Here is a 20,971-nt window from a genome sequence, read left to right on the forward strand (position 1 = left end):
GGGTCAGGGCAACTGCTTGATCCAATTATCCATATAGGCTCGCCGAGCGGCCTCCGTTTGCTCGGCAGGCAGGTTAACCGCCGGACGCGTAGGGGTCGGCCAGGTGGGTTGCGCCACCACCTTGTCTCCCTCGCGAATCGCCGTTACCCGACTGATCCGAGCCATATGCCCAATCGTCAACCGGAGCTGAGCCACGGGCGTGAGCTCAAAAGCCGGGCTCAGGCTATCCTCGGGGTAAACCGCCTCAATCCCAGTTGCCTCGTCATACTTGAAACACTGAAACACGAAAATATCCGCAAAGCTGCGGTTGCGCAGGTGGAAGGCGATACCCTCCTTGCGCACCTCGGCTTGGGCTACTGGGGTGGCCGCGATCTTTTGGGTAATCCAAAATTGGGTGTCACGATCAATCACCAACACCTGCCGCTCGGCGATTTGGTGGAGGAACTGCTCGCGCCAGGCATAGGCGAGGCCGGGAGTATAAGTGTGCCCGTACGCATTTTTTGCCATCACCGGCAGACTCCATCCCAGCAAGGTGGCGATGGCGACCAACGCCGCCGCTTTCCACAGCCATTGACGATAGGGAACCATCCGACCAAGAACCACGAGCAGCGCCACCAACATAAGCAATTGCGTGGGCAAGCTGAGGCGATGGATCACGGGGTGATCGAATTGACCCCAAAAATACAGCATCAACAGTGCCGATCCGCCCCACAACCCAAGGCAAGACCAAGCAAGGGCGAGATCCGCCGGCGCAGCTTGACGCGGCGCTCGCCACACGCGTAACGACCAAAGAAGAAAAAGCGGCAACGCCAGTAACCCCAAGACACCAAAAACCAATGAGTTAGGCTGATAACCATCGGTGGCAAGAAAGTGCGCCGCCGCGTGCCCCAAATTATCAGGAACATAGGAAAGCGAAAAAACCGAATCAGCCCCCTTGGAGGCCATCTCCCAGCGGCCTGCATCGACATCAAAGGTGGCATGGAGCCAGAGCGAAGGCAGCAACAACACCGGTGCTAGCACCGTCGCGGGCGTAATCAAAATCGTCCGACTGCGCCGCCAGGCAAAGCCAACCAGCAGTGCAGTCGGAACCAGATAAAGGAGCGACTCATAACGGGTACAGGCCAACAACACCGCAGTGAGCACAAAGGCGTCTTGGCGCACGCCATCAACGTCCTCCAAGTATGTAATTCCCTGCCACAACCAAGCCGTTAGCAGAGTGAGGTTCAGCAACTCGAACCCACCGCCGGAGGCCTGCTGCGCCAACAATGGAATTCCCCCGGCAATCAGCACGGCGACATGGCCCGCCGAGCGATGGCGACCGATCTTAGCCCCAAGCCCATGCAGCAACACCAAGAAGCCCACACCGATGCCGGCATTGAGCCAAAAGGCATTGGCCGGCCGGTAACCCGTCCAGTCGTGCAGGACAGACACCAAAAAGGGATACAGCAGCGGGCGCTTATCGAGCACGCATTGAAGCAACTCAAATGGCCCGCGCACATCGGTGGCGCGAATACCATAACCGACATCACGGCCGAGATGCATGTTTTGCGAGGTCCCCAACATCACAATCTCGTCGCTGAGGACCTTAAAGCCGAACCGCTCCTGAGCGTGCCAACAGGCGCTCACCGCCAAAATCACTACCACCGTTAGCCCCGTGGGGCGGTTAACAACCGCACACTGCTGGAAGAGTCGCCAAAAAGACACACCGGCAAGGATGACCGCCGCCAGCGTCCACCAATACCCGAGCGAAATCACCGCATTCAGCGCCAGTCCGGGTGGCAATAGCCACCGCCCCAAGGCCAGCACCAGCAAGCACAGCACAATAAGAAGCAATAAGGCTCGATTTGCGGATAACGAACGAATCATAAGGCAATAAGATGCAGTAACTAGATTAGGGGCACAGCGAAATCGAGTAAGGAATCCGATACGTGCCCATTCCAGCGGAATGGGCACAAAAAAGCCGCTCCCGTTACTGGGAGCGGCGAAAGACAGCCAAGCGAACGCAGTGTCGCTTAGTTATTATACGTGACGGTACGAGCACCACCCACGCCCGTAGCGGTGAGGGCAATACCCTGCGTCAAGTTGACCGGATAGGTCTCGTTGGCCACGGTAGCCAGCACTTTGATGTACTGGGAGGAGTTGGTACCAATCAGATCAGCGGCAAGGACGGTGGAAACACCGGCTTCCAGGAAGTACTGGTCAGCGGCAGCCGAGAGCTGGCGAAGGTTGTTCGTCACGGCCTTGTCTTGCGAGGCGGAGCGCACCTTTTGGAAGGCGGGGATGGCCATGGCGGCGAGCAGGCCGATGATGACCACGACAATCATGATTTCGACGAGGGTGAAGCCCTTGCTGGAACGGAGGTTTTTCATAGCAGTTTTACGTTTGGATTTAAGAAAGGCTCAAAGGTGAGCAGTTGCCAAAACTTGGCCATGCACCCGAGCCTCTTGCAATGCTTATTTCAGGCAGGAACACCCCGTATCCATTAGGGGGAATCCCCTAGGGCTGATACCCATTCGCGTTCAAGATGAGCTTAACTCAATCGATTCTTGATGACGGAGGCCTTTGGGCGGCATCCCTTATTCCAAAGCTGATTGGTGTAACCGCTTCGGTTCCTCGACGTTTCCGGTGGGTTGCGAGGTAGAAAATCAGACCGCCGGAGTGTATCACAGAGCCGAGCCGGAGCGCCGACACAGAGTTTGAAGACAGGAAGACCGCATAGACTCCGTTGGTTCAGAAGCATTCGAACTCCCTTCCGTCTGGGTTCCTTACTCCTTCCGAGTATTGAGATTAACGATTTCCCCGCTGCTGCGGATCGAACTCTGTGCTCTCTGTGTCGGCGCTCTGGCTTGGCTCTGTGACACCCATCCGTTTCCTCGTTCGTTGTTTGGCTTTCCACCCACTGAAACTGTCGAAGAACCACCGCTTCGCTGGGGCAATGAAGCGTGCCACGGGCGCGGGCGGCAGGCCTTCGCTCCCCCCGCACGCCCTACCACCGCCGCGCGTTACGCTTCACGCGCCACGCGCCTACCGCCGGCCCCAGCCCTACTCACTTGCTCCGCTTCTTCGCCACGACCTTCTTCACGGCTGCCTTCTTCACGACTGCTTTTTTAACAACTTTCTTGGCGACGACCGCTTTCTTCGCGACGGCAACCTTCTTGACGGCGACGGGCTTCTTTACGGCGACGGCCTTCACGACCTTCTTAACCGCGGTTTTCTTCGCGACCGCCTTAACCGCTTTCTTCACCACCGCTTTTTTAGCCACAGGCTTGGCTGCGACGACAACTTCGACCGCCGGCGTGGCCACGGACTTAACCGCCTTCGGCTCTTCGATCAGCTTAGAAATATTGATCGACTCCGCATCTTTCCACAGGCGCTCCAACGCGTAATTGCCGCGCTGCTCCGGGGTGAAAATGTGCGCCATGATCTGGTAGGCGTCGACCACCGTCCAGCCGCTGCCGTAGCCGCCCACTTCCATGCCGCAGATGGGGTGCTTCACCTCATCCAACACCCGCTCCACCTCGATGCGCAGCGCGCGCAGATGCGGATCCGAGTTACCGGTGGCCAGCACGAGATAATCGGTGATCGTGGACTTTCCACTCACTTTGAGCACGCGCAGATCCTCGGCTTTTTTATCGGCGAGGGCGCGGACCATCTGCTGAACTAACGTGAAAATGGGATCGGGTGTAGGCGTGTTCGACATGTTATTTTTGGCGATAGAGGGAGTTTTCCCGGATATACTCAACCGTCTTGTGCGGAATCATGTAATCTATCGGCAAGCCCCGTGCCACGCGTTGCCGCACCTCGGTGGAACTGAGCTCCACTTGGTGCCCCTCACACCACTGAAGCCGTACCCCCAGCCCGGCAATCCCCGCGTCATGGCTCCCGCTCCAGCCTGGACGGGCCAAGGCGATGAACTCAACCTTCTGCGCCAATGCGCCGATCTCGCTCCACTTGTTGAGTTGCGCGACTTGATCAGCCCCGATCACCCAGCACAGCTCGGCCCCCGGATACTGCGTCTCTAGATAACGCACCGTATCGATCGTGTAGTTAACCCCTCCCCGGCGCACCTCGTAATCGCACACGGCGAACCGCTCGTCACCCTCCACCGCCGCGCGCACCATCGCCAGCCGCGACTCGGCCGAAGCTTGCGGCGTATCCGGTTTTAGCGGCGCTTGTGCGGCCGGAACCCAAACCAGCCGGTCGAGCCCCGCCTGCTCGTAGGCGTCCTGCGCCGCCAACAGGTGACCAAAGTGCACGGGATCAAAACTCCCGCCCATAAAACCAATCTTCATGCCGCAAAACAAAACGCGCCCACCGCGCCCCGCAAGGCCGCGTTTGACTCCCCCAAAAACCAGCCTCAAGCGCAGCCCCGTAGGCTCATCTTCAAAACAAGCGATCGCAGAGGGCAGGAAGCCAAGCCATGTTCAGCAAGCCTCCGACTCCAAAGACGGCGGGTGGCCGCAAAGAGGCTCAAGGGGGGCAAAAAATCGGAGTGCTTCCGGAGGTGGTTTCCTTTTGCGACTCCTGCGCTTTTTTGCGGCTCAATCATCCGATATTTATCCCCGAAGCAATGGCCGTGGATGGGGCTTTTTGTGTCATTTGGTGTTTTTTGTGGCCAATGGATGAGTGTGCTATCCACCGAAAACGTCGAGGAACCCTGCCTTTGCGACCCTCGCGGTCCTAGGAGCCCTTTGCGTTAAAAAAATTCAACGAATGGCCTTTATTCAAAAACGGAGACGCCCCCGTTTTGAGGTTTGCCCGCCGCCCCGCCTCTGTCCGTCTTAGCGACAATCATGAGCTTCGACTTCGACACCGTCCCGCAGCGCCTCGGCACCGACTCGCAAAAATGGCAAAAATACGCCGGCCGCGACATCCTCCCACTCTGGGTCGCCGACATGGATTTCCGCTCCTCGCCCGCCATCATCGCCGCCCTTCATGAGCGCGTGGAGCACGGCATTTTTGGCTACGCCCGCCCGACCGCCGCCACCGTGTCCGCCGTCACTGACGCCCTCACCGCGCGCTACGGCTGGACCATCGATCCGACCTGGATCGTCTGGCTACCGGGACTGGTCTGCGGGCTCAACGTCACCGCCCAAGCCTTCGCGCAACCCGGCGAAGAGGTGCTGACCCTCACCCCCGTTTACCCGCCCTTCATGACCGCGCCAAAAAACAGTGGCCGCGTCTCGGTAACGGTGCCCTTCGTCCTCGACGCCACCAGCCAACCCAGCCGCTGGACGATCGACTGGGACGCCCTGGAAAAAGCCGTCACGCCCCAGACCAAACTCTTCTTTCTCTGTAACCCCCACAACCCGCTCGCCCGGGTGTGGCGTCGCGAAGAACTGGAGAAACTCGGCGAGTTCTGCACCCGCCACGACCTCGTACTCTGCTCCGACGAAATCCACTGCGACCTCATCCTCGATCCCGCGCTGCCGCACATCCCCGCCGCCACGCTTTCACCGGCCTTGGCCGAGCGCACCGTGACGCTCATGGCGCCGAGCAAAACCTACAACGTCCCCGGGCTTGGCACCTCCTTTGCGATCATCCCCTCCCCCACCCTGCGCGCACGCTTTGTCCGTGCGACCACCGGCATCGTCGCCGAGGTCACCACGCTGGGCTTCGCCGCCTGCGAGGCCGCCTACCGCGACAGCGAAGGCTGGCGCCAGGACCTACTCGCCTACCTGCGCGGCAACCGCGACTTCCTGCTCGATTTTCTCGCCCGCGAATTACCCGGCCTACGAATCGACGCCCCCATGGAGGCCACCTACCTGGCGTGGATCAACATTGAGACGCTGAACCTCACCGACCCGATCGCCCACTTTGAAAGCCACGGCGTCGGCCTGAGCGAGTGCGCCTTCTTTGGGGCCAAACGCGGCAGTCACGTGCGCATCAATATCGGCTGCCCCCGCGCCACCCTCGCCGAGGCCCTGCGCCGCCTCAAACTCGCCGTCGGCGCGCTCGGTTAATCCAAAATCCGCCGCGCCCAATCCGGATTGGGCAGCGGCTTCGGCTCCGAGTGCCCAAAAATCCGATACCGCAGGCGGGCCACCAGCCGATAGCCCGCGTCAAGCCACACCACCGGCACCACGGCCAACAGCCGCCCCAGTAACCGCCACCCGCCGCCCAGTTCCCTCAATGCGGCTAAAACCCCGGCCGTTCGCTGGTAAAAAGCCGCGTCCGTCCGCGCCAGATTCACAGCGAATACCAGACTATCGAAGTCGGTCGTGTTTAACCCATGACTGCGCAAAAAAACCTGTGCCGTTTTCCCCTGAAGCGGGGCGAAACACAACACGCCGCGTCGATCGACTCGGAGCATCAGACGTACAAGGGACTGGCATAACCCGCATTCGCCATCGTAAAGGAGCACCGGCGTGCGAAGTGTTGCCATGGATTCAACTAGGAAGCCCAAACGCGCACGGGCCAACGCCATTTTTAGAACTGTCGGATCTTCCTCCTCTGTAAAATCAACGCCAAACATCGATCCTTTTAGCCGCGAAAGAACGCAGCGAACACATAGAAATACAGGCTTGTTCTTTGCGCTCCTTGCGTTCTTTTGCGGCTAAACGGCCTTGGTTTAACCCGACAAGATCATGCTACTGCCTGCTAGCGTCGAAATCGCGGCGAAGGACAAAGACCACCCGACGCACGGGCAGGCACGGCAACAGCGCCGGAATACTTGCGCAACGCCCCGCATGCGTTTTGCCTGACGCCCCATGATCGCCCCTGCCCCCACGCCCGCCTCAGCCGCCCGCCCGTGGGACCTCGGCCGCTGGATTGCAGTGGGCGTGCTCGTGTGCAGCGGCGTGGCTTTTTGGCCCATCACCCGCTGGCTGGCGCAGGAGGTCACCGGAAGCGCCCAGATCCGCCAGTCCTTCGTGCTACTCGGCGCGGCCACCGGCTTGGTGATCTGGCAGCACCTGCGCGAATGGCGGCTGGTGCTGGAGGTGAGTAACCGCGCGCTGCTCCTGCTGATTGCCGCCTACCTGTGCGTGGTCGCTGCGTGGTGGTTAAACCAACCGCTGCTCGCGCTGCCTGCCTTCGTGTTGGGTTTGGCCGGATGCCTGCACGTGGTCGCAGGCGCGGATGCCTCGCGGTTTCTCCGCCCGTTGTTCACCGGCTTCATCGGCTGCCTCGGGGTCATTCTCCTCTTCCCGGTGCTCGACTGGCCCTTGCGGCAGATGGCCGGATTGAACGCCGCGCGCCTGCTCCAAGGCATCGGTTTTACGCCGCAACTGGCGGTCATCCTGCAACCCGCGCCCAAGCTCATGCTCAACACCGGGCGTAACATTTTCGAGGTCGCCACCGAGTGCAACGGCTTCGGCCTGATCACCAGCGGGGCGGTGCTCGCAGTGCTGGCAGCGGGCATCGCCGGACGGCGGGCGGGCGCGCTGCTCTGGTTGGTGCCGTTGGCTCTGGCGCTCGGCTTCGGCTTCAATCTCCTGCGCATCCTGATCATCTGCGTGCTGGCCCCCTTTTTCCCGCAACACTACTACGCGCTGCATGAGACCGCCGGCGTGCTCATGCTGTGGACCGGGCTCGGACTGGTCGGCTGGCTCGCGTGGCGTCCGCCGGTGGCGGCCCACGCGGACTCGGCGAAACCGGAAACTCAACCCCATCCCTCTGAGTTTTTAACCCCTAATGAACACTAATCCGCACTAAGTTTCGGATATTCAGATTAGTGACCATGAGTGACGTAGCGCAGGCTTCCAGCCTGCATTTCCCCATCGGGCAGACTGGAAGTCTGCGCTACTTTTTAATCCCACAGCCCCCCACCATTTCATGTCGCCCCAGCGCCCCTCGCTCCCGCCCGTCCTGCGCCGCTTCAGCCGCACCAGTTTGCTCGGCTTGCTGCTGCTCAGCGCCTGCGCCCAGCCGCCGCCTTACGGGCCGCCGGAGCGCACCGGCACGTTGCCCAAAATCCTCATTGAATCGAGCGGGCTAGCCGCCTCTCACCGCGACTCCAAACTGCTTTGGGCCCACAACGACAGCGGCGGCCAACCCGTGCTTTATGCGCTCGATCCCAACGGCACCCGCCGGGGCGATCTGCGTATTCAGGGCGTGGCTAACCGCGACTGGGAAGACATCGCCTCCTTCGAGCTCGACGGGCGCGCCTGGCTGTTGGTCGCCGACACCGGCGACAACGACAGCCACCGCACCGATTGCGCGCTTTACGTGGTCGCCGAACCTGATCCGGCGGAGCTCTCGACCGACCGCGAAACCACGGGGAAAGTCGCCTGGAAAATCCCGGTGCGTTACCTCGACGGCCCGCGCGACTGCGAAGCGGTGGCCGTGGACGCGCGCGCCGGCCTGGTTTACCTGCTAGCCAAACGCACCTCGCCGCACGGGCTGTACACGTTGCCGCTGCGCCTGCCGGCCGATGGCGTTCTGCCTGCGGCGATGCCGGTGGCGCAACTGCCCGAAAGCCACTTCCCGCAGCCCTCCGGCACCCAGCACCTGTTGCCAATCCCGACCGGGCGTTATCGGGCGCAACCCACCGGCATGGATTTCGCCGCCGATGGCACGGCGGCAGTGGTGGTAACCTACGGCGACGTGTTATTGTTTAACCGCAAGCCGGCCGAGCGCTGGGCTGATGCGCTGAGACGCGCGCCGGAGGTGCTGGCGCCGCACGGTTTGGTGCAGGCCGAGGCGGTGGCGTTCGGCGCCGACGGCAAAACGATCTACGTGACCTCGGAACGCGAAGGCAGCGCGATCGTGCGCTACCGGGCGACCGCACCCTGAGCTCACGCTCAAGGCCACGCGGCGTGTATTCGTGAAGCAGCGGAGTGGGTTCGCGAAGCGTGTGGCCTTGAGCGTGAGCTCAAGGATGCCGCAGAACGCCAAACCGCCGCGCTACCCGCGCTGACGCACCGCTTCGAATAACGTAATAATCGTAGCCATCGCCACGTTGAGCGAATCCGCCTGGCCCGCCATGGGGATCACCACCCGCGCATCGGCCTCTTTTAACCAGTAATCGCTCAGCCCGTATTGCTCGCTGCCCATCACGATCGCCAGCGGGCCGCGCAGATCGGTGTCCGTGTAAAAATCGGTCGCCGAGGGCGTCGTCGCCACCGAGCGAATCTGGTTTGCACGCAGCCATTCGCGTACCTCCGCGCTGCTGGCGATCACCACCGGCACGGAAAACAACACACCGGTGGAGGCGCGCACCACGTTGGGATTAAACAGATCCGTCACCGGGTCGCAGACGATGAGCGCGTCCACGCCCGCCGCGTCCGCACTGCGCAAAATGGTGCCGAGGTTACCCGGTTTTTCGATCGCCTCGACGACCAGTAAAAAGGGCGCTTTGCCCGCCGCCGGAGCCGGGATGTCGGCCAGCCCGCGCCGCCATTGCGGGGCCACGGCCAGCAGGCCGTCGGGGCGTTCACGATAGGCGACCTTGGCGAACGCCTCCTTGGACAACTCGAACACCTGCGCCCCGGCAGCCTGCGCCTGGGCGATGAGCGCTGGCTCGTTTCCCCCCAAATACCACTCCGGCGAAATGTAGAGCTCGGTGAGCGTGATTTTTTTCTCCAGCGCGCGGCGGATCTGGCGGTAACCCTCGACGAGGAAAACCCCGGCTTCGTCGCGCGGACGGCGGTCGCGCAGTTTGACGAGCTGCTTGATGCGCGGATTCTGGAGGCTGGATATTTTTTCGGTTGGTGTGCCCACGGACCACACGGAACACACAGAAAACCGGCAAAAGACAAAATTCTTTTCCGCGCCGTGCTTTTCCTCGCCGTGGGCGTTTCCGTGTATTCCGTGGGAAGCGTGGGTAGAAATAACAAAAAGTTCAACGACCGTCCTTTCGGCTATCACCAAGAAATCGAGCTGGAGATTGCCACGCTGACCAACCTGGGCGTGGGCCTGGGCCGCGTGCCGCATCCGCAAGATCCCGCAGGCAAGTGGGTGGTCATGGTGCCGTTCACCCTGCCCGGCGAACGGGTGCGCGTGCGCGTGTTCCGCAACCACAAGAATTTCTCAGAGGCCGACATCGTCACCATCCTGACCCCGTCGCCCAAACGCATCGCCCCGCCCTGCCCCGCCTTCGGCACCTGCGGCGGTTGCCAATACCAGAACCTCGCCTACGACGAGCAGCTCCTGTGGAAGCGCCGTCAGGTCGAGGAGTTGCTCAAGTACATGGCCGACACCGTATTCCCGGTGTCACCCGTGATCGGTTCGCCGGTCGAGTACGGTTACCGCTCGAAAATCACGCCGCATTTCAACGCCCCGCGCGGCGACGGCAAACCGTTGCCCATCGGCTTCCTGCGGCAGGGCACGCGCTTCGACATCATCGACGTGCCGCGCTGCGTCATCGCCACCGACGCGATCAACGCCCGCCTGGCCGAGGCCCGCGCAACAGTGCGCACCAAGGCTGAAAACGGCGACTATGCGCGTGGTGGCACCCTGTTGTTGCGCGACGCGTCCGGCGTAGTGACGACCAACTACGACGACATCGTCACCGAGACGGTCGGCGACCTGAAATTAAAGTTCCTCGCTCGCGATTTTTTCCAAAACAACCCGTTTATCCTACCGGCTTTTACCGGTTACGCGCGCGACCAAGCCGCCGCCAGCGGGGCGCGCTTCATGGTGGACGCCTACTGTGGCAGCGGCCTGTTTGCGCTCACGGCGGCACCGGCGTTTGAGCAGGTGGCCGGCATCGAGATCAGCGACAGCAGCATCGTTTTCGCCAAACAAAACGCGGCGGCCAACGGGTTAACCAACGTGACGTTCCAAGCGGGTGACGCGGCGGCGATTTTCGCCGGGCTAACGTTCCCGGCGGACGACACGGTGGTCTTGATCGATCCGCCGCGCAAAGGCTGCGACGAGTCGTTCCTGACGCAGTTGTTTAACTATGGACCGCGGGCGGTGGTGTACGTGAGTTGCGACCCGGCCACGCAGATGCGCGATTTGAAAGCGTTCCTCGCAGCCGGCTACGAACTGACCGCGGTGCAGCCCTTCGACCTATTCCCGCAAACGCGCCACCTGGAGTGCGTGATCACGCTGCGGAAGAAGTGAGTAGCGCAGACTTCCTGTCTGCTTCGGGTGCAAGGCCTGTGCGGCCGACTTGAGGCGCCGAGCAGACTGGAAGTCTGCGCTACTTTGCGGCGCTCGGCACGGACGACACGGAGGTCGTCCCTCCGACATTCGCTTAACCCGCCTCACACATACCGGCTGGGTTCGGGCTCGGCGTCGTGTTTGCCCTCGTAGGCGTGGACACTCGCGGCCGAGTCGCTCCAGAGCGGCAGGTTGTGGTGCCGCCACTGGCTGGTTTCGCTGATGTCTTTCTCCACCTCGGGATCGCGGGCATTGAGCATCAATCGGTTGAGGGCGGCGTAGGCGACGTCCTCGGCTTTAACATTGAGCGACTTGGCGTAACGCTCGACGGCGTCGATTTCGGCCATTTCCAGGTGAATTTTGATAGCAGACATAGGGCCTCCGTGGGGTTGGGAGTTTGCGGTTGCGCGGACGAACGCAGCCTAGGCGCGTTTGCCTCAATCGGCAAGGGACGCAGGTGAACAAGTAGGCCGTAATATGAAAGGCGTCGGATCAACCCAGGGCAGTTTAGCCGCGAAAGAACGCAAGGAGCGCAAAGAACAATCCCTGTATTTTTATGCGTTCTCTGCGTTCTTTCGCGGCTAAAAGGATCGAAGTATTTCGTCGATTTTGCAGTACCGGCACATCCGTTAATTCGGAGGGTACGGCCTATTAGGCGCGTGTCTCTCGAAGCTCCGCCGGCGCTACTTTCGATTGCCGCCGCGCTTTCCTCGTTCAACTTCGCCCCGGTCCATGATTCCCAATGTCCTTAGTATCGCCGGCGTCGACCCTTCGGGGGGCGCGGGGCTTTTCGCCGATTTAAAAACCTTCGCCGCCCTCGGCGCCTACGGCACCGGTGTCGTCGCCGCCCTCACCGCGCAAAACACCCAGGGCGTCACTGGCGTTTTCCCCGTACCTGTCGCATTCATCGCCCAGCAAATCGACACCCTGTTGGCCGACGTGCGCATCGACGCGGTCAAACTCGGCATGTTGGGCAACGCCGAGGTCGTCACCACCGTGGCCGCCGCCGTACGCCGCCACGCATTTCGACACCTGGTTCTCGACCCCGTGATGGTTTCCACCAGCGGACACCGCCTGATCGAACCCGACGCGGTCGACGCCCTGCGCCGCGAACTGGTGCCGCTCGCCGAAATCATCACGCCCAACCTGCCCGAAGCCGAGGTGCTGCTCAATTGCCCGCCCCTGCGCACCCTCGCCGACATGCGTGTCGCCGCGCGGGCGTTGCACCAACTCGGCCCGCGCCTCGTCGTGCTCAAAGGCGGCCACCTCGACGGCGAAACCAGCGTCGACGTGGTGGATGACGGCGTGACCCAGGTGGAACTGCCTGCGGTGCGAATTATTACAAAAAACACACACGGCACCGGTTGCACGCTCTCGGCGGCCATCGCGGCGCTATTGCCGCGTCACGACCAGCCGCTCGACGCGATCCGCGCCGCCAAAGCCTACCTCACCGCCGCGCTGGCCGCCGCCGACCAATTAAATATCGGGAAAGGTCACGGACCGGTTCATCATTTTCATCATTTGTGGCGATAAGTAGCCTGCCCGGCATCGCGCCTGAGCACTTGCCAAGCCCCTTCACACCTACACATTCCACCACCTATGCATTTCGATAACCTCCAGCCCGGTCTGAGCGCTCCCCTGCCCCGCCTCGATGACGACGAGGATGAAGACGAAAATGACGACAAGGCGTGCGATAAAGCCGCCAAGAAGTCCTCCGCCCCCGTTGCCATGCTCATCCAGAAAAAGTTTCTCGATGATCGTAAACTTTTTCTCTGGGGCGCGGTGACCGACGAAACCGCCAAGGACATCACCGAAAAGCTCCTCTACCTCGACGCCATCGGCCCGGGTAAAGAGATCTATTTTTACATCAACACTCCCGGCGGTTCCATCACCGCGGGCATGGCGGTGTACGACACCATGCAGATGATTTCCTCGCCGATCACGGTCATCGTGACCGGCATGGCGGCCTCCATGGGCTCGATTTTGCTCTCCGGCGCGCCCAAAGGCCGTCGCCTGCTGTTCCCGCACTCGCGCGTGCTCATCCACCAACCGCTCATCTCGGGTCGCATGGTCGGCCCTGCAACCGACATCAACATTCAGGCCAAAGAGATGGAAAAACTCCGCTTTGAACTGAACGAGATTTTGGCCAAGGCTTCGGGCCAGCCGATCGAAGTGATCAACCGCGACACGGACCGCGATTTCTACCTCAACGCCCAAGAGGCGATCGCCTACGGTTTGGCCGACAAGATCGTCGACAAACTGTAAGGGTGAAGCGTGCGGCATCCTTGAGCTCACGCTCAAGGCCACACGCTTCGCGAGCACACTCATGGCATCCTTGAGCTCACGCTCAAGGCCACACGCTACTCGAGGACACTCCGCGTGGCCTTGAGCGTGAGCTCAAGGTGTTTGCCCTGGGGTAGCCGCTGCCCCACGAACCGATTTCATTAAGCTCATAAGTTGAGGCGTGCGGCATCCTTGAGCTCACGCTCAAGGCCACACGCTTCGCGAGCACACTCATGGCATCCTTGAGCTCACGCTCAAGGCCACACGCTACTCGAGGACACTCCGCGTGGCCTTGAGCGTGAGCTCAAGGTGTTTGCCCTGGGGTAGCCGCTGTCCCACGAACCGATTTCATTAAGCTCATAAGTTGAGGCGTGCGGCATCCTTGAGCTCACGCTCAAGGCCACACGCTTCGCGAGCACACTCATGGCAGACTTGAGCTCACGCTCAAGGCCACACCCGTGGTGAACACACGCCCCGTATATTACGGGGTGTTAACCAGACCGGTGCACAAGCTCTTGAGGGTGATTACGTCCTGTTCGGCGAGGGTCACGTGAAGGGCGCTCTTCACTTGGGCATGCACCACACCGGGATTGTTTTGCAGGTAGTCTTGCGCGGCCAAGGTGACCTTGGGGCTGAGCACAATGCTGTGCGCCACCGTGCCTAGCGGGGGCAGGCCAATCGGCTCCTCGTCATCAATGGTGCCCATGGATTTTTCGCCCAACATGAGCTTGTGGGTGGAACTGCTCGCCACCAGCGGCACCGGGTTCGGGTTGGTAAAACACAGCCAGAGCACTCCGCATTCGCCGGTCATACCCAAGCCCTCAATGCGCGCAGTCGGGGGCACAATTTCGGCCTCCCGCGCGGTTTGGCAGCCAGCCAAACTCAACGCCGACGACAACCCAACGAGAAGAATCCCGGTGCGCATGGGACGCAATCAACGCGTCCTTCCCACGAGCGCAAACGAGGCACTAGATTTTCCTAAAAGAAAGCCAGCGCTCTGGCGCTTTCCAGCGCCACCCAACCCGCACCCAACGCAGCCGTCAGCACGACCACGACGCGGGTGAGCTTTTGCAGGCGCAAGCGCCGATCGTAGCGGTCGGAATTGCGACTGTGGCTGCCCTGCAGCGCCATAAAACTGGCGAATTTACCGTTGTGCACGGGCGTGTTCCAGTCGCGCTCATCCCGCCCCAAGCCGCGAACAAAGGTCGGCAGGCGGAGATAACGCAGGAGTTGGAGCAAGGCACGAATCACGATGCACTCAACATCAGCGCGTCTTGCGCAATCTCAAGTGGGAACTCGGCGACGTGCTCATTTTAACCGTTAATTCGCAGGCCCGCCGCGACCCGTCCACACGGCGGTCCACTTCATACCCTGTCGCACGCAAAGACATAAAAACGAACCGGTTTACCGCTAATGGCCGCTAATGAAAAACAGTGATCCAGTGCTTCTGAATTAGCGTATCTTAGCGTTCATTAGCGGTTAAAAATTCCGTTGCTCGATGGTTGTAGGCTTGGTTGCTGATGCGGTGAGCCTGAATTGTTGCCCAGTTTTTATGCGTAAGAATGAAAAAGGCATAAGTCCTCGACGTGCTGAAAATTTGAGTGGTTTTCCCGCAGCAGACTCGGCAATTTCGCCCGCTTTAACGACTGCCATGCACCACTTCCACTACACCGCCTCCAACCTTCACTGTGAATCCGTCGATCTCGCCGAGATCGTCCACCTTTACGGTACGCCGACCTACGTCTACAGCGCCGCAACCATGGCGGATAACTACAACCGCCTAGCCAAGAGCATGGCCGGTCTGGATTTGCAGATCTGCTACGCGATGAAGGCCAACTCCAACATCGCCCTGCTGCGGCATTTTTCCAACCTCGGCGCGGGCTTCGATTTGGTGAGCGGCGGCGAGATCCAGCGCGTGCTGGCGGCGGGCGCCAACGTGAAGACCAGCGTGTTCGCCGGCATCGGCAAAACCGAGGCGGAGATCCAGCTCGCCCTCGAAAACGGGATTTTCTCGTTCCACGTTGAGAGCGAGCCGGAGCTGGCGCGCATCAACCACGTCGCCGGCAAACTGGGTGTTAAGGCGCCGATCGCCATCCGGGTGAACCCCGACGTGGACGCCAAAACCCACGCCAAAATCACCACCGGCAAGAGTGACAACAAGTTTGGCATCCCGCTGCAAAACGCCGCCGCCGCCTACGCCGCCGCCGCCCAGTATCCGCACATCACCATCAAGGGCGTTCAGATGCACATCGGCTCCCAGCTCACCTCGGTCGCCCCGTTCGTCGAGGCGGTGAAGAAGATCACGCCGTTCGTCGAGCAGCTCAAGGCCACCTACGGCATCACCTATTTCTCGATCGGCGGGGGCATGGGTATCGTTTACAAGGACGCCCTCGCCAGCGGCCAGCAGGCGTGGTGGGACGCTCAGCCCGTCGAGCAGCGCCCGCTCACCCCGGAAACCTACGGTGAGGCGCTGGTGCCGTTGCTGCAGCCGCTGGGCCTTAAAATCGTGCTCGAGCACGGTCGCTTCATGGTGGGCAACGCCGGCGCGCTGATCGCCGAGGTCGAGCACCTCAAGCAGGGCGCGAGCAAAAACTTCCTCATCGTCGACGCCGCCATGAACGACCTGGTGCGCCCGGCGATGTACGACAGTTTCCACGAGATCGTGCCCTTGCAGCGCGACACCACCCGCCGCGCCCTGGTGGCCGACGTGGTCGGCCCGATCTGCGAAAGCGGCGACTGTTTTGCCAAGGACCGCCAGTTGCAGGCTGTCGGCGAGGGTGAACACATCGCCTTCCTGAGTGCCGGCGCCTACGGTTTCACCATGGCCAGCCGCTACAACACCCGCTCCATGGCTGCCGAGGTGCTCGTCCAGGGCGCAACCTTCGAGCTGATCAACGCCCGCGAAACCTTCGCCCAACAAATCGCCAACGAGACGATTCCGGCGTTCCTCAAGCGCTGAGTTAGGTGCCCACGGAACACACGGACTAGACGGAAGAATCGGAGCGGTGCGCTGCGGTAGGCCGAAAGGCACGACGCTGCATTTAGCTCCGAAAAGTAGCGCAGACTTCCAGTCTGCAGTCGCGTTCGGAGCAGACTGGAAGTCTGCGCTACTTTTTATGGCCGCGATGGCCCCCGTTGTTTTTTCCGTGTGTTCGGCGAGTTACGCGGGCTAATTCTTTGCCCATGAATTTTGCCATCATCGGTGCCGGAGCCTGGGGTACGGCGGTTGCCATCCATCTGACGCGTCTTAACCACACGGTCACCTTGGTGCCGCGCCGCTTCGAACAGGCGCTCGCCCTCGCCTCCACCCGCGAAAACTCCGACTACCTGCCAGGCATCGCTTTGCCGCTCAGCCTGCAACTCGGCCACGAGCTCACGCCCGTCCTTATGGAGGCGGACGTCATCCTGCTCGCCTGCCCTTCCCAGGCGTTGCGCGAAACCTGCGAACGGGTCCGCCAAAACCTCGGCCTCGCCACCCAGCTCAAGCTGGTCGTGTCGTTGGTCAAAGGCCTGGAATTGGGCACCCACTTGCGGCCCAGCGAGGTCATCGCGGCCGTGCTGCCGCAGGTCGCCGTCGGCGTGCTCAGCGGCCCCACCAACGCCGCCGAAGTCGCCCGCGGTCGCCCCGCCGCCATGGTGCTCGCCGCGAAGAAGACCGATGCGTTTCTCGCCGAGGTGCAGGCCGCGTTGAGCGGGCCGACGTTGCGCGTCTACACCAGCGACGACGTGGCCGGAGTGGAGTTCGGCGGCTGCCTTAAAAACGTCTATGCGATCGCCGCCGGCTGCTGCGACGGGCTGAAGCTCGGCGACAACGCCAGGGCCGCACTGCTCACCCGCGCGTTGGCCGAAATGGTACGAGTCGGCTTGGCGTTGGGCGCAAAGGCGGAGACCTTTTACGGGCTGGGCGGGTTCGGGGATTTGGTGGCCACGTGCACGGGCGCGTGGAGCCGCAACCGCACATTTGGACAACGCCTCGGCGAGGGCGCCAAAGCGGTCGATTTGTTGGCCGGCAGCAAGGCGGTCGTCGAGGGCTACCGCACCACCGCGTCGTTTTACGGACTTTGCCGGGAACGCGGCATCGACGCGCCGATTTTGAAGGAAGGCTACCGCATCCTTTACGAGGGCAAACCGCCGGCCGAAGCGCTCATGGCCCTCATGAGCCGCGAACTGCGCCGGGAGTGAGGCTAGTGCCGGCGGAAAAGCCTGGGGCCGAGCCATTAGACGGACTTGCGCTCTGATACCATTTCGCGATCAAAGAAATACAAACGAACCATTTTAACCACTAATGAACACGAATTTCCACTAATAAAAACAAGGGATTCGTCGCTTCTTGATTAGTGTATCTTAGTGTTCATTAGTGGTTAAAAATCCGGTTGTTTTAAGGTTGGATGATGGGTCGCTACTGACGTGATCACGGTAGTGGTCGGGTTTTAATGCGTTTGAATGCAAAAGGGTATGAGGTCGAAATAGTAGTTGGTCGCCGCATTCGCCGGCTGCCCCACGGCCAAAGCCAGAGCGGTAGCCACCTTCAGCCCAAAAGGGCATACCCTCCAAAACCACTGGTTTTGCCTCACACCTCAACCGCCTTCCATTTTTTCAAAAAAACCTAATCCATAAGCCTTTACAAAAAAATAATGCAACAAAACCAATGGAAACATTAATCGCCTGAAGCCTAATTGATTGCCGTAATTTTCCGCAAAAAAAGCGTGACTGAGCAGGTTCGCAGCGGTCCTCCGCATCAAAATCCAAAACGGCCTAAATCAGGACACCCGCGAGGCATCCCGGCGTGATGCGTTGCGCGTTCAGGTTAAAACGGGATTTCAGCCCATCCCAGATGACAAGGTGAACGTTGTGATTAACGTCGGCGCGCTCCGCTTCCGTTGGCTCCCCGCACCGCACGCACATTTAAAAATCTTCATGCGCTCCCTCGTTCTGGTTCTTGGCGACCAACTCAACGCCGACTCCTCGGCCTTCGACGGCTTTGATCCCGCGTTCGATGCGGTCTGGATGGCGGAGGTCGCCGAGGAATCCGAGCACGTGCCCTCAACCCAGCCGCGCATCGCGATCTTCCTGGCCGCCATGCGCCACCACCGCGAGTCACTGCTGGCGCGCGGGGTTACCGTCCACTACACCCCGCTCGACCACCCCGCCAACACCCAGACGCTCGCCGGCGAAATCGGCCGCGCCGCCCGCCACCTTGCGCCCGCGCGGCTCATCCTGACCGAGCCCGGCGAACACCGGGTTCGCCTTGCAATCGAAACGGCCGCCGCGTCCATCGGGCTCCCGCTGGAAATCCGCCCCGACCGCCATTTCCTGTGCTCGCTGGAGCGCTTTCGCCAACACGCGGCGGAGCGCAAACTGCTGCGCATGGAGTTTTTTTATCGCGACATGCGCCGTCTGCACGGCGTGTTGCTCACCGCTGAGGACGAACCTGAGGGAGGCCAATGGAATTTCGACCACGACAACCGGGGCAGTTTCCCCAAAAGCGGGCCGGAGCCGTTGCCCGCTCCCGTCGCGTTTCCACCCGACCCGATCACCGCTGAGGTGCTCACGCTGGTCGGCACGCGATTCGCCCGCCACGCGGGCAGCCTTGCGAGTTTCGACTGGCCGCTCACCCCGGCTCAGGCACAGCTCGCACTGGCGGATTTCATCGCCCATCGGCTCGCGTTGTTTGGCCAGTATCAGGACGCGATTTGGACCGGCGAACCCTGGCTTTACCACTCGCGCCTGTCGGCGGCCCTGAACCTCAAACTGCTCGATCCGCGCGACGTGATCCGAGCGGCCGAAACCGCCTACCGCGAGGGCCGCGTCAGCCTGGCCAGCGCCGAGGGATTTATCCGCCAAATCCTCGGCTGGCGCGAGTATGTGCGCGGGATTTATTGGCTGAAAATGCCTACGTACGGCGAACTCAACGCGCTCGGGGCCGACCAGCCGTTGCCGGGGTTTTATTGGACGGGCAAAACCGAAATGGCCTGCCTGCGCGACGCCATCGGTCAGACCCTCCAGCACGGTTATGCGCACCACATCCAGCGGCTGATGGTGACCGGGCTTTACTCGCTGCTGCTGGGGGTGCGGCCGAAGGAAATCTGCGCGTGGTACCTCGGGGTGTATGTCGATGCGGTCGAGTGGGTGGAGTTGCCCAACACCCTCGGCATGTCGCAATACGCCGACGGCGGGCTGATGGCCTCGAAACCCTATGTGGCCACGGGCAATTACATCGACCGCATGAGTAACGCCTGCGCCGGCTGCCGCTTCGACCCGGCCCTGCGCGTGGGCGAAACGGCGTGCCCCGTAACCACGTTGTACTGGGACTTTTTGCTTCGCCACGAACGCCTGCTTGCGGGCAACCCACGCATGAGTTTGCAGGTTAAAAATCTCGCCCGCCTGAGCCCCGCCGAAGTGGGCGCTATCCAAACGCGCGCCGCCGAAATCCGCGCGCTTGGCGGCGCGCCGCAACCCGCCCAGCCCGCCCTGGGCGAGCCGGGCGATTGGTTTAGCCGGTGATTTCAGCCGATCCGCCGATGCCCAAAATGCGCCAAAAATCCGATCTGCCAGTGAAAACGTGTGCCGTATGCGCACGCCCGTTTAGTTGGCGCAAGAAATGGGAAAAGGTCTGGGACGAGGTGAAATACTGTTCCGACGGCTGCCGAAAACGAAGTCGAGGGGCTAAAAACGTCCAGCCCATCAGGCATCCTTGAGCTCACGCTCAAGGCCACGTCCAGCAGCGCATGTACGCGTCAACCGAAACGACGCCCGCCACGCACTTCATGCCCTACGTGCCCCAAAAACCAGCCCCCACCCACCCCCGCCCCCGCGTTTTGATAAAACAAAAAAGCCCGTAAATCCTTCGATTTACGGGCTTTTAGAAACTGGCGTCCCCACGGGGATTCGAACCACTCCCAAGTAAATAGCGAAAAGCCTTCGTTTAGTGTGCTTTATATTGGTATTTAGTGGTTTGAGACAGGAAGGAAACTAACCCTAACTGCGCCTAAGTGAAGCCAGAAACACCTTTGCTGGCAAATCGCTGACAAATAATTTCGGGGGCATAAGAGGGAGGGCTGCGATTCAGGGGACGCAATCAGCGGGCAACCCTCCGTGCCTAAACAATCGACAAAATACGGGCTGGGTCGCGATCCGGACGACCTTCCCTTCACCCTCTTTGGGCATGAATTCATCACGCAAAAAAAACTACTCGTCAGCCCCAGTGCGCCGCGTGCGGTACACCGTTTATTCCTGAGCCGCGTGCGGCCGGTCGGCAAAAATACTGCACCCGGCCCGCGTGCCAAAAAGTCAGCCATCAGCTGAGTCAAAAGCGTTGGCTCAAAAACAAGAAGGGCCAAGACTACCACGCCGGTTCCGCCGCTCTCAACCGCGTTCAGGAATGGCGGAAAAACAATCCGAAATACTGGCAACGGCACCTTCCGCATGCTGACACCTCCACGGATCAATCCCCTGATTTACGCTCCTTGCTGGCAGCGTTCTTTCCGCGAGATTCCTGCGCTGTGTTACAAGATTCCTGGCCACCACAAGTCGTTGCTCTCGTTGGGATCATCGGGTGGCTCCGGGGCCATGCGTTACAAGATGTCATCGCCGCCGACTTGAACGAAATCATGGTGCGCGGAAATGCGATCCTGCACCC

General features: G+C 61.1%; 19 protein-coding genes. 10 read left to right on the forward strand and 9 right to left on the reverse strand.

Annotated features, from left to right (window positions below; all coding sequences use genetic code 11):
- Window positions 1–3: 3 nt before the first annotated feature.
- The 4 genes from H2170_14570 to nadD form a co-directional block, all read right to left on the reverse strand.
- On the reverse strand, window positions 4–1,866 hold the full coding sequence (locus tag H2170_14570) for a hypothetical protein (protein MCS6301298.1): 1,863 nt from the start codon (window positions 1,864–1,866) through the stop codon (window positions 4–6).
- A gap of 146 nt (window positions 1,867–2,012) precedes the next feature.
- Window positions 2,013–2,369: a prepilin-type N-terminal cleavage/methylation domain-containing protein gene (locus H2170_14575; GenBank protein MCS6301299.1), complete on the reverse strand. Its 357-nt coding sequence runs from the start codon at window positions 2,367–2,369 to the stop codon at window positions 2,013–2,015.
- A 677-nt stretch (window positions 2,370–3,046) separates the two neighbouring features.
- Window positions 3,047–3,700 (reverse strand): ribosome silencing factor, encoded by a 654-nt coding sequence (gene rsfS / locus H2170_14580; GenBank protein MCS6301300.1) that lies wholly within the window; start codon window positions 3,698–3,700, stop codon window positions 3,047–3,049.
- A 1-nt stretch (window position 3,701) separates the two neighbouring features.
- Window positions 3,702–4,292 (reverse strand): nicotinate (nicotinamide) nucleotide adenylyltransferase, encoded by a 591-nt coding sequence (gene nadD, locus H2170_14585; GenBank protein MCS6301301.1) that lies wholly within the window; start codon window positions 4,290–4,292, stop codon window positions 3,702–3,704.
- Window positions 4,293–4,793: 501 nt separating this feature from the next.
- On the opposite strand from nadD, the gene H2170_14590 reads away from it, so the two are divergent.
- A complete protein-coding gene (locus tag H2170_14590) occupies window positions 4,794–5,963 on the forward strand; it encodes a putative C-S lyase (protein MCS6301302.1) in 1,170 nt (389 codons plus the stop codon).
- Here the strand turns inward: H2170_14590 and H2170_14595 are convergent.
- The gene (locus H2170_14595) at window positions 5,960–6,385 is read right to left on the reverse strand and encodes a DUF393 domain-containing protein (protein ID MCS6301303.1); all 426 of its coding nucleotides are present in this window, start codon (window positions 6,383–6,385) and stop codon (window positions 5,960–5,962) included. The two genes, H2170_14590 and H2170_14595, sit on opposite strands and share 4 nt — an antisense overlap.
- A 325-nt stretch (window positions 6,386–6,710) precedes the next feature.
- Here H2170_14595 and H2170_14600 point away from each other — a divergent pair, with 325 nt between their 5' ends.
- Both H2170_14600 and H2170_14605 read left to right on the forward strand, forming a co-directional pair.
- Entirely contained in the window at window positions 6,711–7,646 is a 936-nt protein-coding gene (locus H2170_14600) for an exosortase/archaeosortase family protein (protein MCS6301304.1), read from the forward strand.
- Window positions 7,647–7,776: 130 nt separating this feature from the next.
- The gene (locus H2170_14605) at window positions 7,777–8,736 is read left to right on the forward strand and encodes a hypothetical protein (protein ID MCS6301305.1); all 960 of its coding nucleotides are present in this window, start codon (window positions 7,777–7,779) and stop codon (window positions 8,734–8,736) included.
- 111 nt (window positions 8,737–8,847) lie between these two features.
- On the opposite strand, the gene H2170_14610 is transcribed toward H2170_14605, so the two are convergent.
- A complete protein-coding gene (locus H2170_14610) occupies window positions 8,848–9,663 on the reverse strand; it encodes an RNA methyltransferase (GenBank protein MCS6301306.1) in 816 nt (271 codons plus the stop codon).
- A gap of 90 nt (window positions 9,664–9,753) precedes the next feature.
- Between H2170_14610 and H2170_14615 the strand changes: the two genes are divergently transcribed.
- Window positions 9,754–11,010 (forward strand): class I SAM-dependent RNA methyltransferase, encoded by a 1,257-nt coding sequence (locus tag H2170_14615; protein MCS6301307.1) that lies wholly within the window; start codon window positions 9,754–9,756, stop codon window positions 11,008–11,010.
- 143 nt (window positions 11,011–11,153) lie between these two features.
- Here H2170_14615 and H2170_14620 read toward each other — a convergent pair whose 3' ends face one another.
- Window positions 11,154–11,423: a hypothetical protein gene (locus H2170_14620; GenBank protein MCS6301308.1), complete on the reverse strand. Its 270-nt coding sequence runs from the start codon at window positions 11,421–11,423 to the stop codon at window positions 11,154–11,156.
- A gap of 358 nt (window positions 11,424–11,781) precedes the next feature.
- On the opposite strand from H2170_14620, the gene thiD reads away from it, so the two are divergent.
- A complete protein-coding gene (thiD, locus tag H2170_14625) occupies window positions 11,782–12,582 on the forward strand; it encodes a bifunctional hydroxymethylpyrimidine kinase/phosphomethylpyrimidine kinase (protein ID MCS6301309.1) in 801 nt (266 codons plus the stop codon).
- A 66-nt stretch (window positions 12,583–12,648) separates the two neighbouring features.
- Window positions 12,649–13,314: an ATP-dependent Clp protease proteolytic subunit gene (locus tag H2170_14630; protein ID MCS6301310.1), complete on the forward strand. Its 666-nt coding sequence runs from the start codon at window positions 12,649–12,651 to the stop codon at window positions 13,312–13,314.
- A 499-nt stretch (window positions 13,315–13,813) separates the two neighbouring features.
- On the opposite strand, the gene H2170_14635 is transcribed toward H2170_14630, so the two are convergent.
- Both H2170_14635 and H2170_14640 read right to left on the reverse strand, forming a co-directional pair.
- Window positions 13,814–14,257: a hypothetical protein gene (locus tag H2170_14635; protein ID MCS6301311.1), complete on the reverse strand. Its 444-nt coding sequence runs from the start codon at window positions 14,255–14,257 to the stop codon at window positions 13,814–13,816.
- Window positions 14,258–14,310: 53 nt separating this feature from the next.
- A complete protein-coding gene (locus tag H2170_14640; GenBank protein MCS6301312.1) occupies window positions 14,311–14,571 on the reverse strand; it encodes a hypothetical protein in 261 nt (86 codons plus the stop codon).
- Between the two features lie 412 nt (window positions 14,572–14,983).
- On the opposite strand from H2170_14640, the gene lysA reads away from it, so the two are divergent.
- The 4 genes from lysA to H2170_14660 all read left to right on the forward strand — a co-directional run bounded on the left by lysA (window position 14,984) and on the right by H2170_14660 (window position 20,030).
- Window positions 14,984–16,291, forward strand: coding sequence for a diaminopimelate decarboxylase (gene lysA / locus H2170_14645; GenBank protein MCS6301313.1), 1,308 nt, complete (start codon window positions 14,984–14,986; stop codon window positions 16,289–16,291).
- A gap of 224 nt (window positions 16,292–16,515) precedes the next feature.
- Window positions 16,516–17,514, forward strand: a complete 999-nt coding sequence (locus H2170_14650; protein ID MCS6301314.1) for an NAD(P)-dependent glycerol-3-phosphate dehydrogenase — start codon at window positions 16,516–16,518, stop codon at window positions 17,512–17,514.
- Window positions 17,515–18,249: 735 nt separating this feature from the next.
- A complete protein-coding gene (locus H2170_14655) occupies window positions 18,250–19,836 on the forward strand; it encodes a cryptochrome/photolyase family protein (protein MCS6301315.1) in 1,587 nt (528 codons plus the stop codon).
- Window positions 19,837–19,853: 17 nt separating this feature from the next.
- The gene (locus H2170_14660) at window positions 19,854–20,030 is read left to right on the forward strand and encodes a DUF2256 domain-containing protein (protein ID MCS6301316.1); all 177 of its coding nucleotides are present in this window, start codon (window positions 19,854–19,856) and stop codon (window positions 20,028–20,030) included.
- Window positions 20,031–20,971: the final 941 nt, after the last annotated feature.

Origin of the sequence: Opitutus sp. (genome assembly GCA_024998815.1) — a bacterium.
Classification (GTDB): domain Bacteria; phylum Verrucomicrobiota; class Verrucomicrobiia; order Opitutales; family Opitutaceae; genus Rariglobus.

Bases quoted from the DNA above. Each gene is read 5' to 3' on its own strand.
- H2170_14570 (MCS6301298.1), bottom strand. From the start codon at position 1,866: ATGATTCGTTCGTTATCCGCAAATCGAGCCTTATTGCTTCTTATTGTG.
- H2170_14575 (MCS6301299.1), bottom strand. From the start codon at position 2,369: ATGAAAAACCTCCGTTCCAGCAAGGGCTTCACCCTCGTCGAAATCATG.
- rsfS (MCS6301300.1), bottom strand. From the start codon at position 3,700: ATGTCGAACACGCCTACACCCGATCCCATTTTCACGTTAGTTCAGCAG.
- nadD (MCS6301301.1), bottom strand. From the start codon at position 4,292: ATGAAGATTGGTTTTATGGGCGGGAGTTTTGATCCCGTGCACTTTGGT.
- H2170_14590 (MCS6301302.1), top strand. From the start codon at position 4,794: ATGAGCTTCGACTTCGACACCGTCCCGCAGCGCCTCGGCACCGACTCG.
- H2170_14595 (MCS6301303.1), bottom strand. From the start codon at position 6,385: ATGGCAACACTTCGCACGCCGGTGCTCCTTTACGATGGCGAATGCGGG.
- H2170_14600 (MCS6301304.1), top strand. From the start codon at position 6,711: ATGATCGCCCCTGCCCCCACGCCCGCCTCAGCCGCCCGCCCGTGGGAC.
- H2170_14605 (MCS6301305.1), top strand. From the start codon at position 7,777: ATGTCGCCCCAGCGCCCCTCGCTCCCGCCCGTCCTGCGCCGCTTCAGC.
- H2170_14620 (MCS6301308.1), bottom strand. From the start codon at position 11,423: ATGTCTGCTATCAAAATTCACCTGGAAATGGCCGAAATCGACGCCGTC.
- thiD (MCS6301309.1), top strand. From the start codon at position 11,782: ATGATTCCCAATGTCCTTAGTATCGCCGGCGTCGACCCTTCGGGGGGC.
- H2170_14630 (MCS6301310.1), top strand. From the start codon at position 12,649: ATGCATTTCGATAACCTCCAGCCCGGTCTGAGCGCTCCCCTGCCCCGC.
- H2170_14635 (MCS6301311.1), bottom strand. From the start codon at position 14,257: ATGCGCACCGGGATTCTTCTCGTTGGGTTGTCGTCGGCGTTGAGTTTG.
- lysA (MCS6301313.1), top strand. From the start codon at position 14,984: ATGCACCACTTCCACTACACCGCCTCCAACCTTCACTGTGAATCCGTC.
- H2170_14650 (MCS6301314.1), top strand. From the start codon at position 16,516: ATGAATTTTGCCATCATCGGTGCCGGAGCCTGGGGTACGGCGGTTGCC.
- H2170_14655 (MCS6301315.1), top strand. From the start codon at position 18,250: ATGCGCTCCCTCGTTCTGGTTCTTGGCGACCAACTCAACGCCGACTCC.
- H2170_14660 (MCS6301316.1), top strand. From the start codon at position 19,854: ATGCCCAAAATGCGCCAAAAATCCGATCTGCCAGTGAAAACGTGTGCC.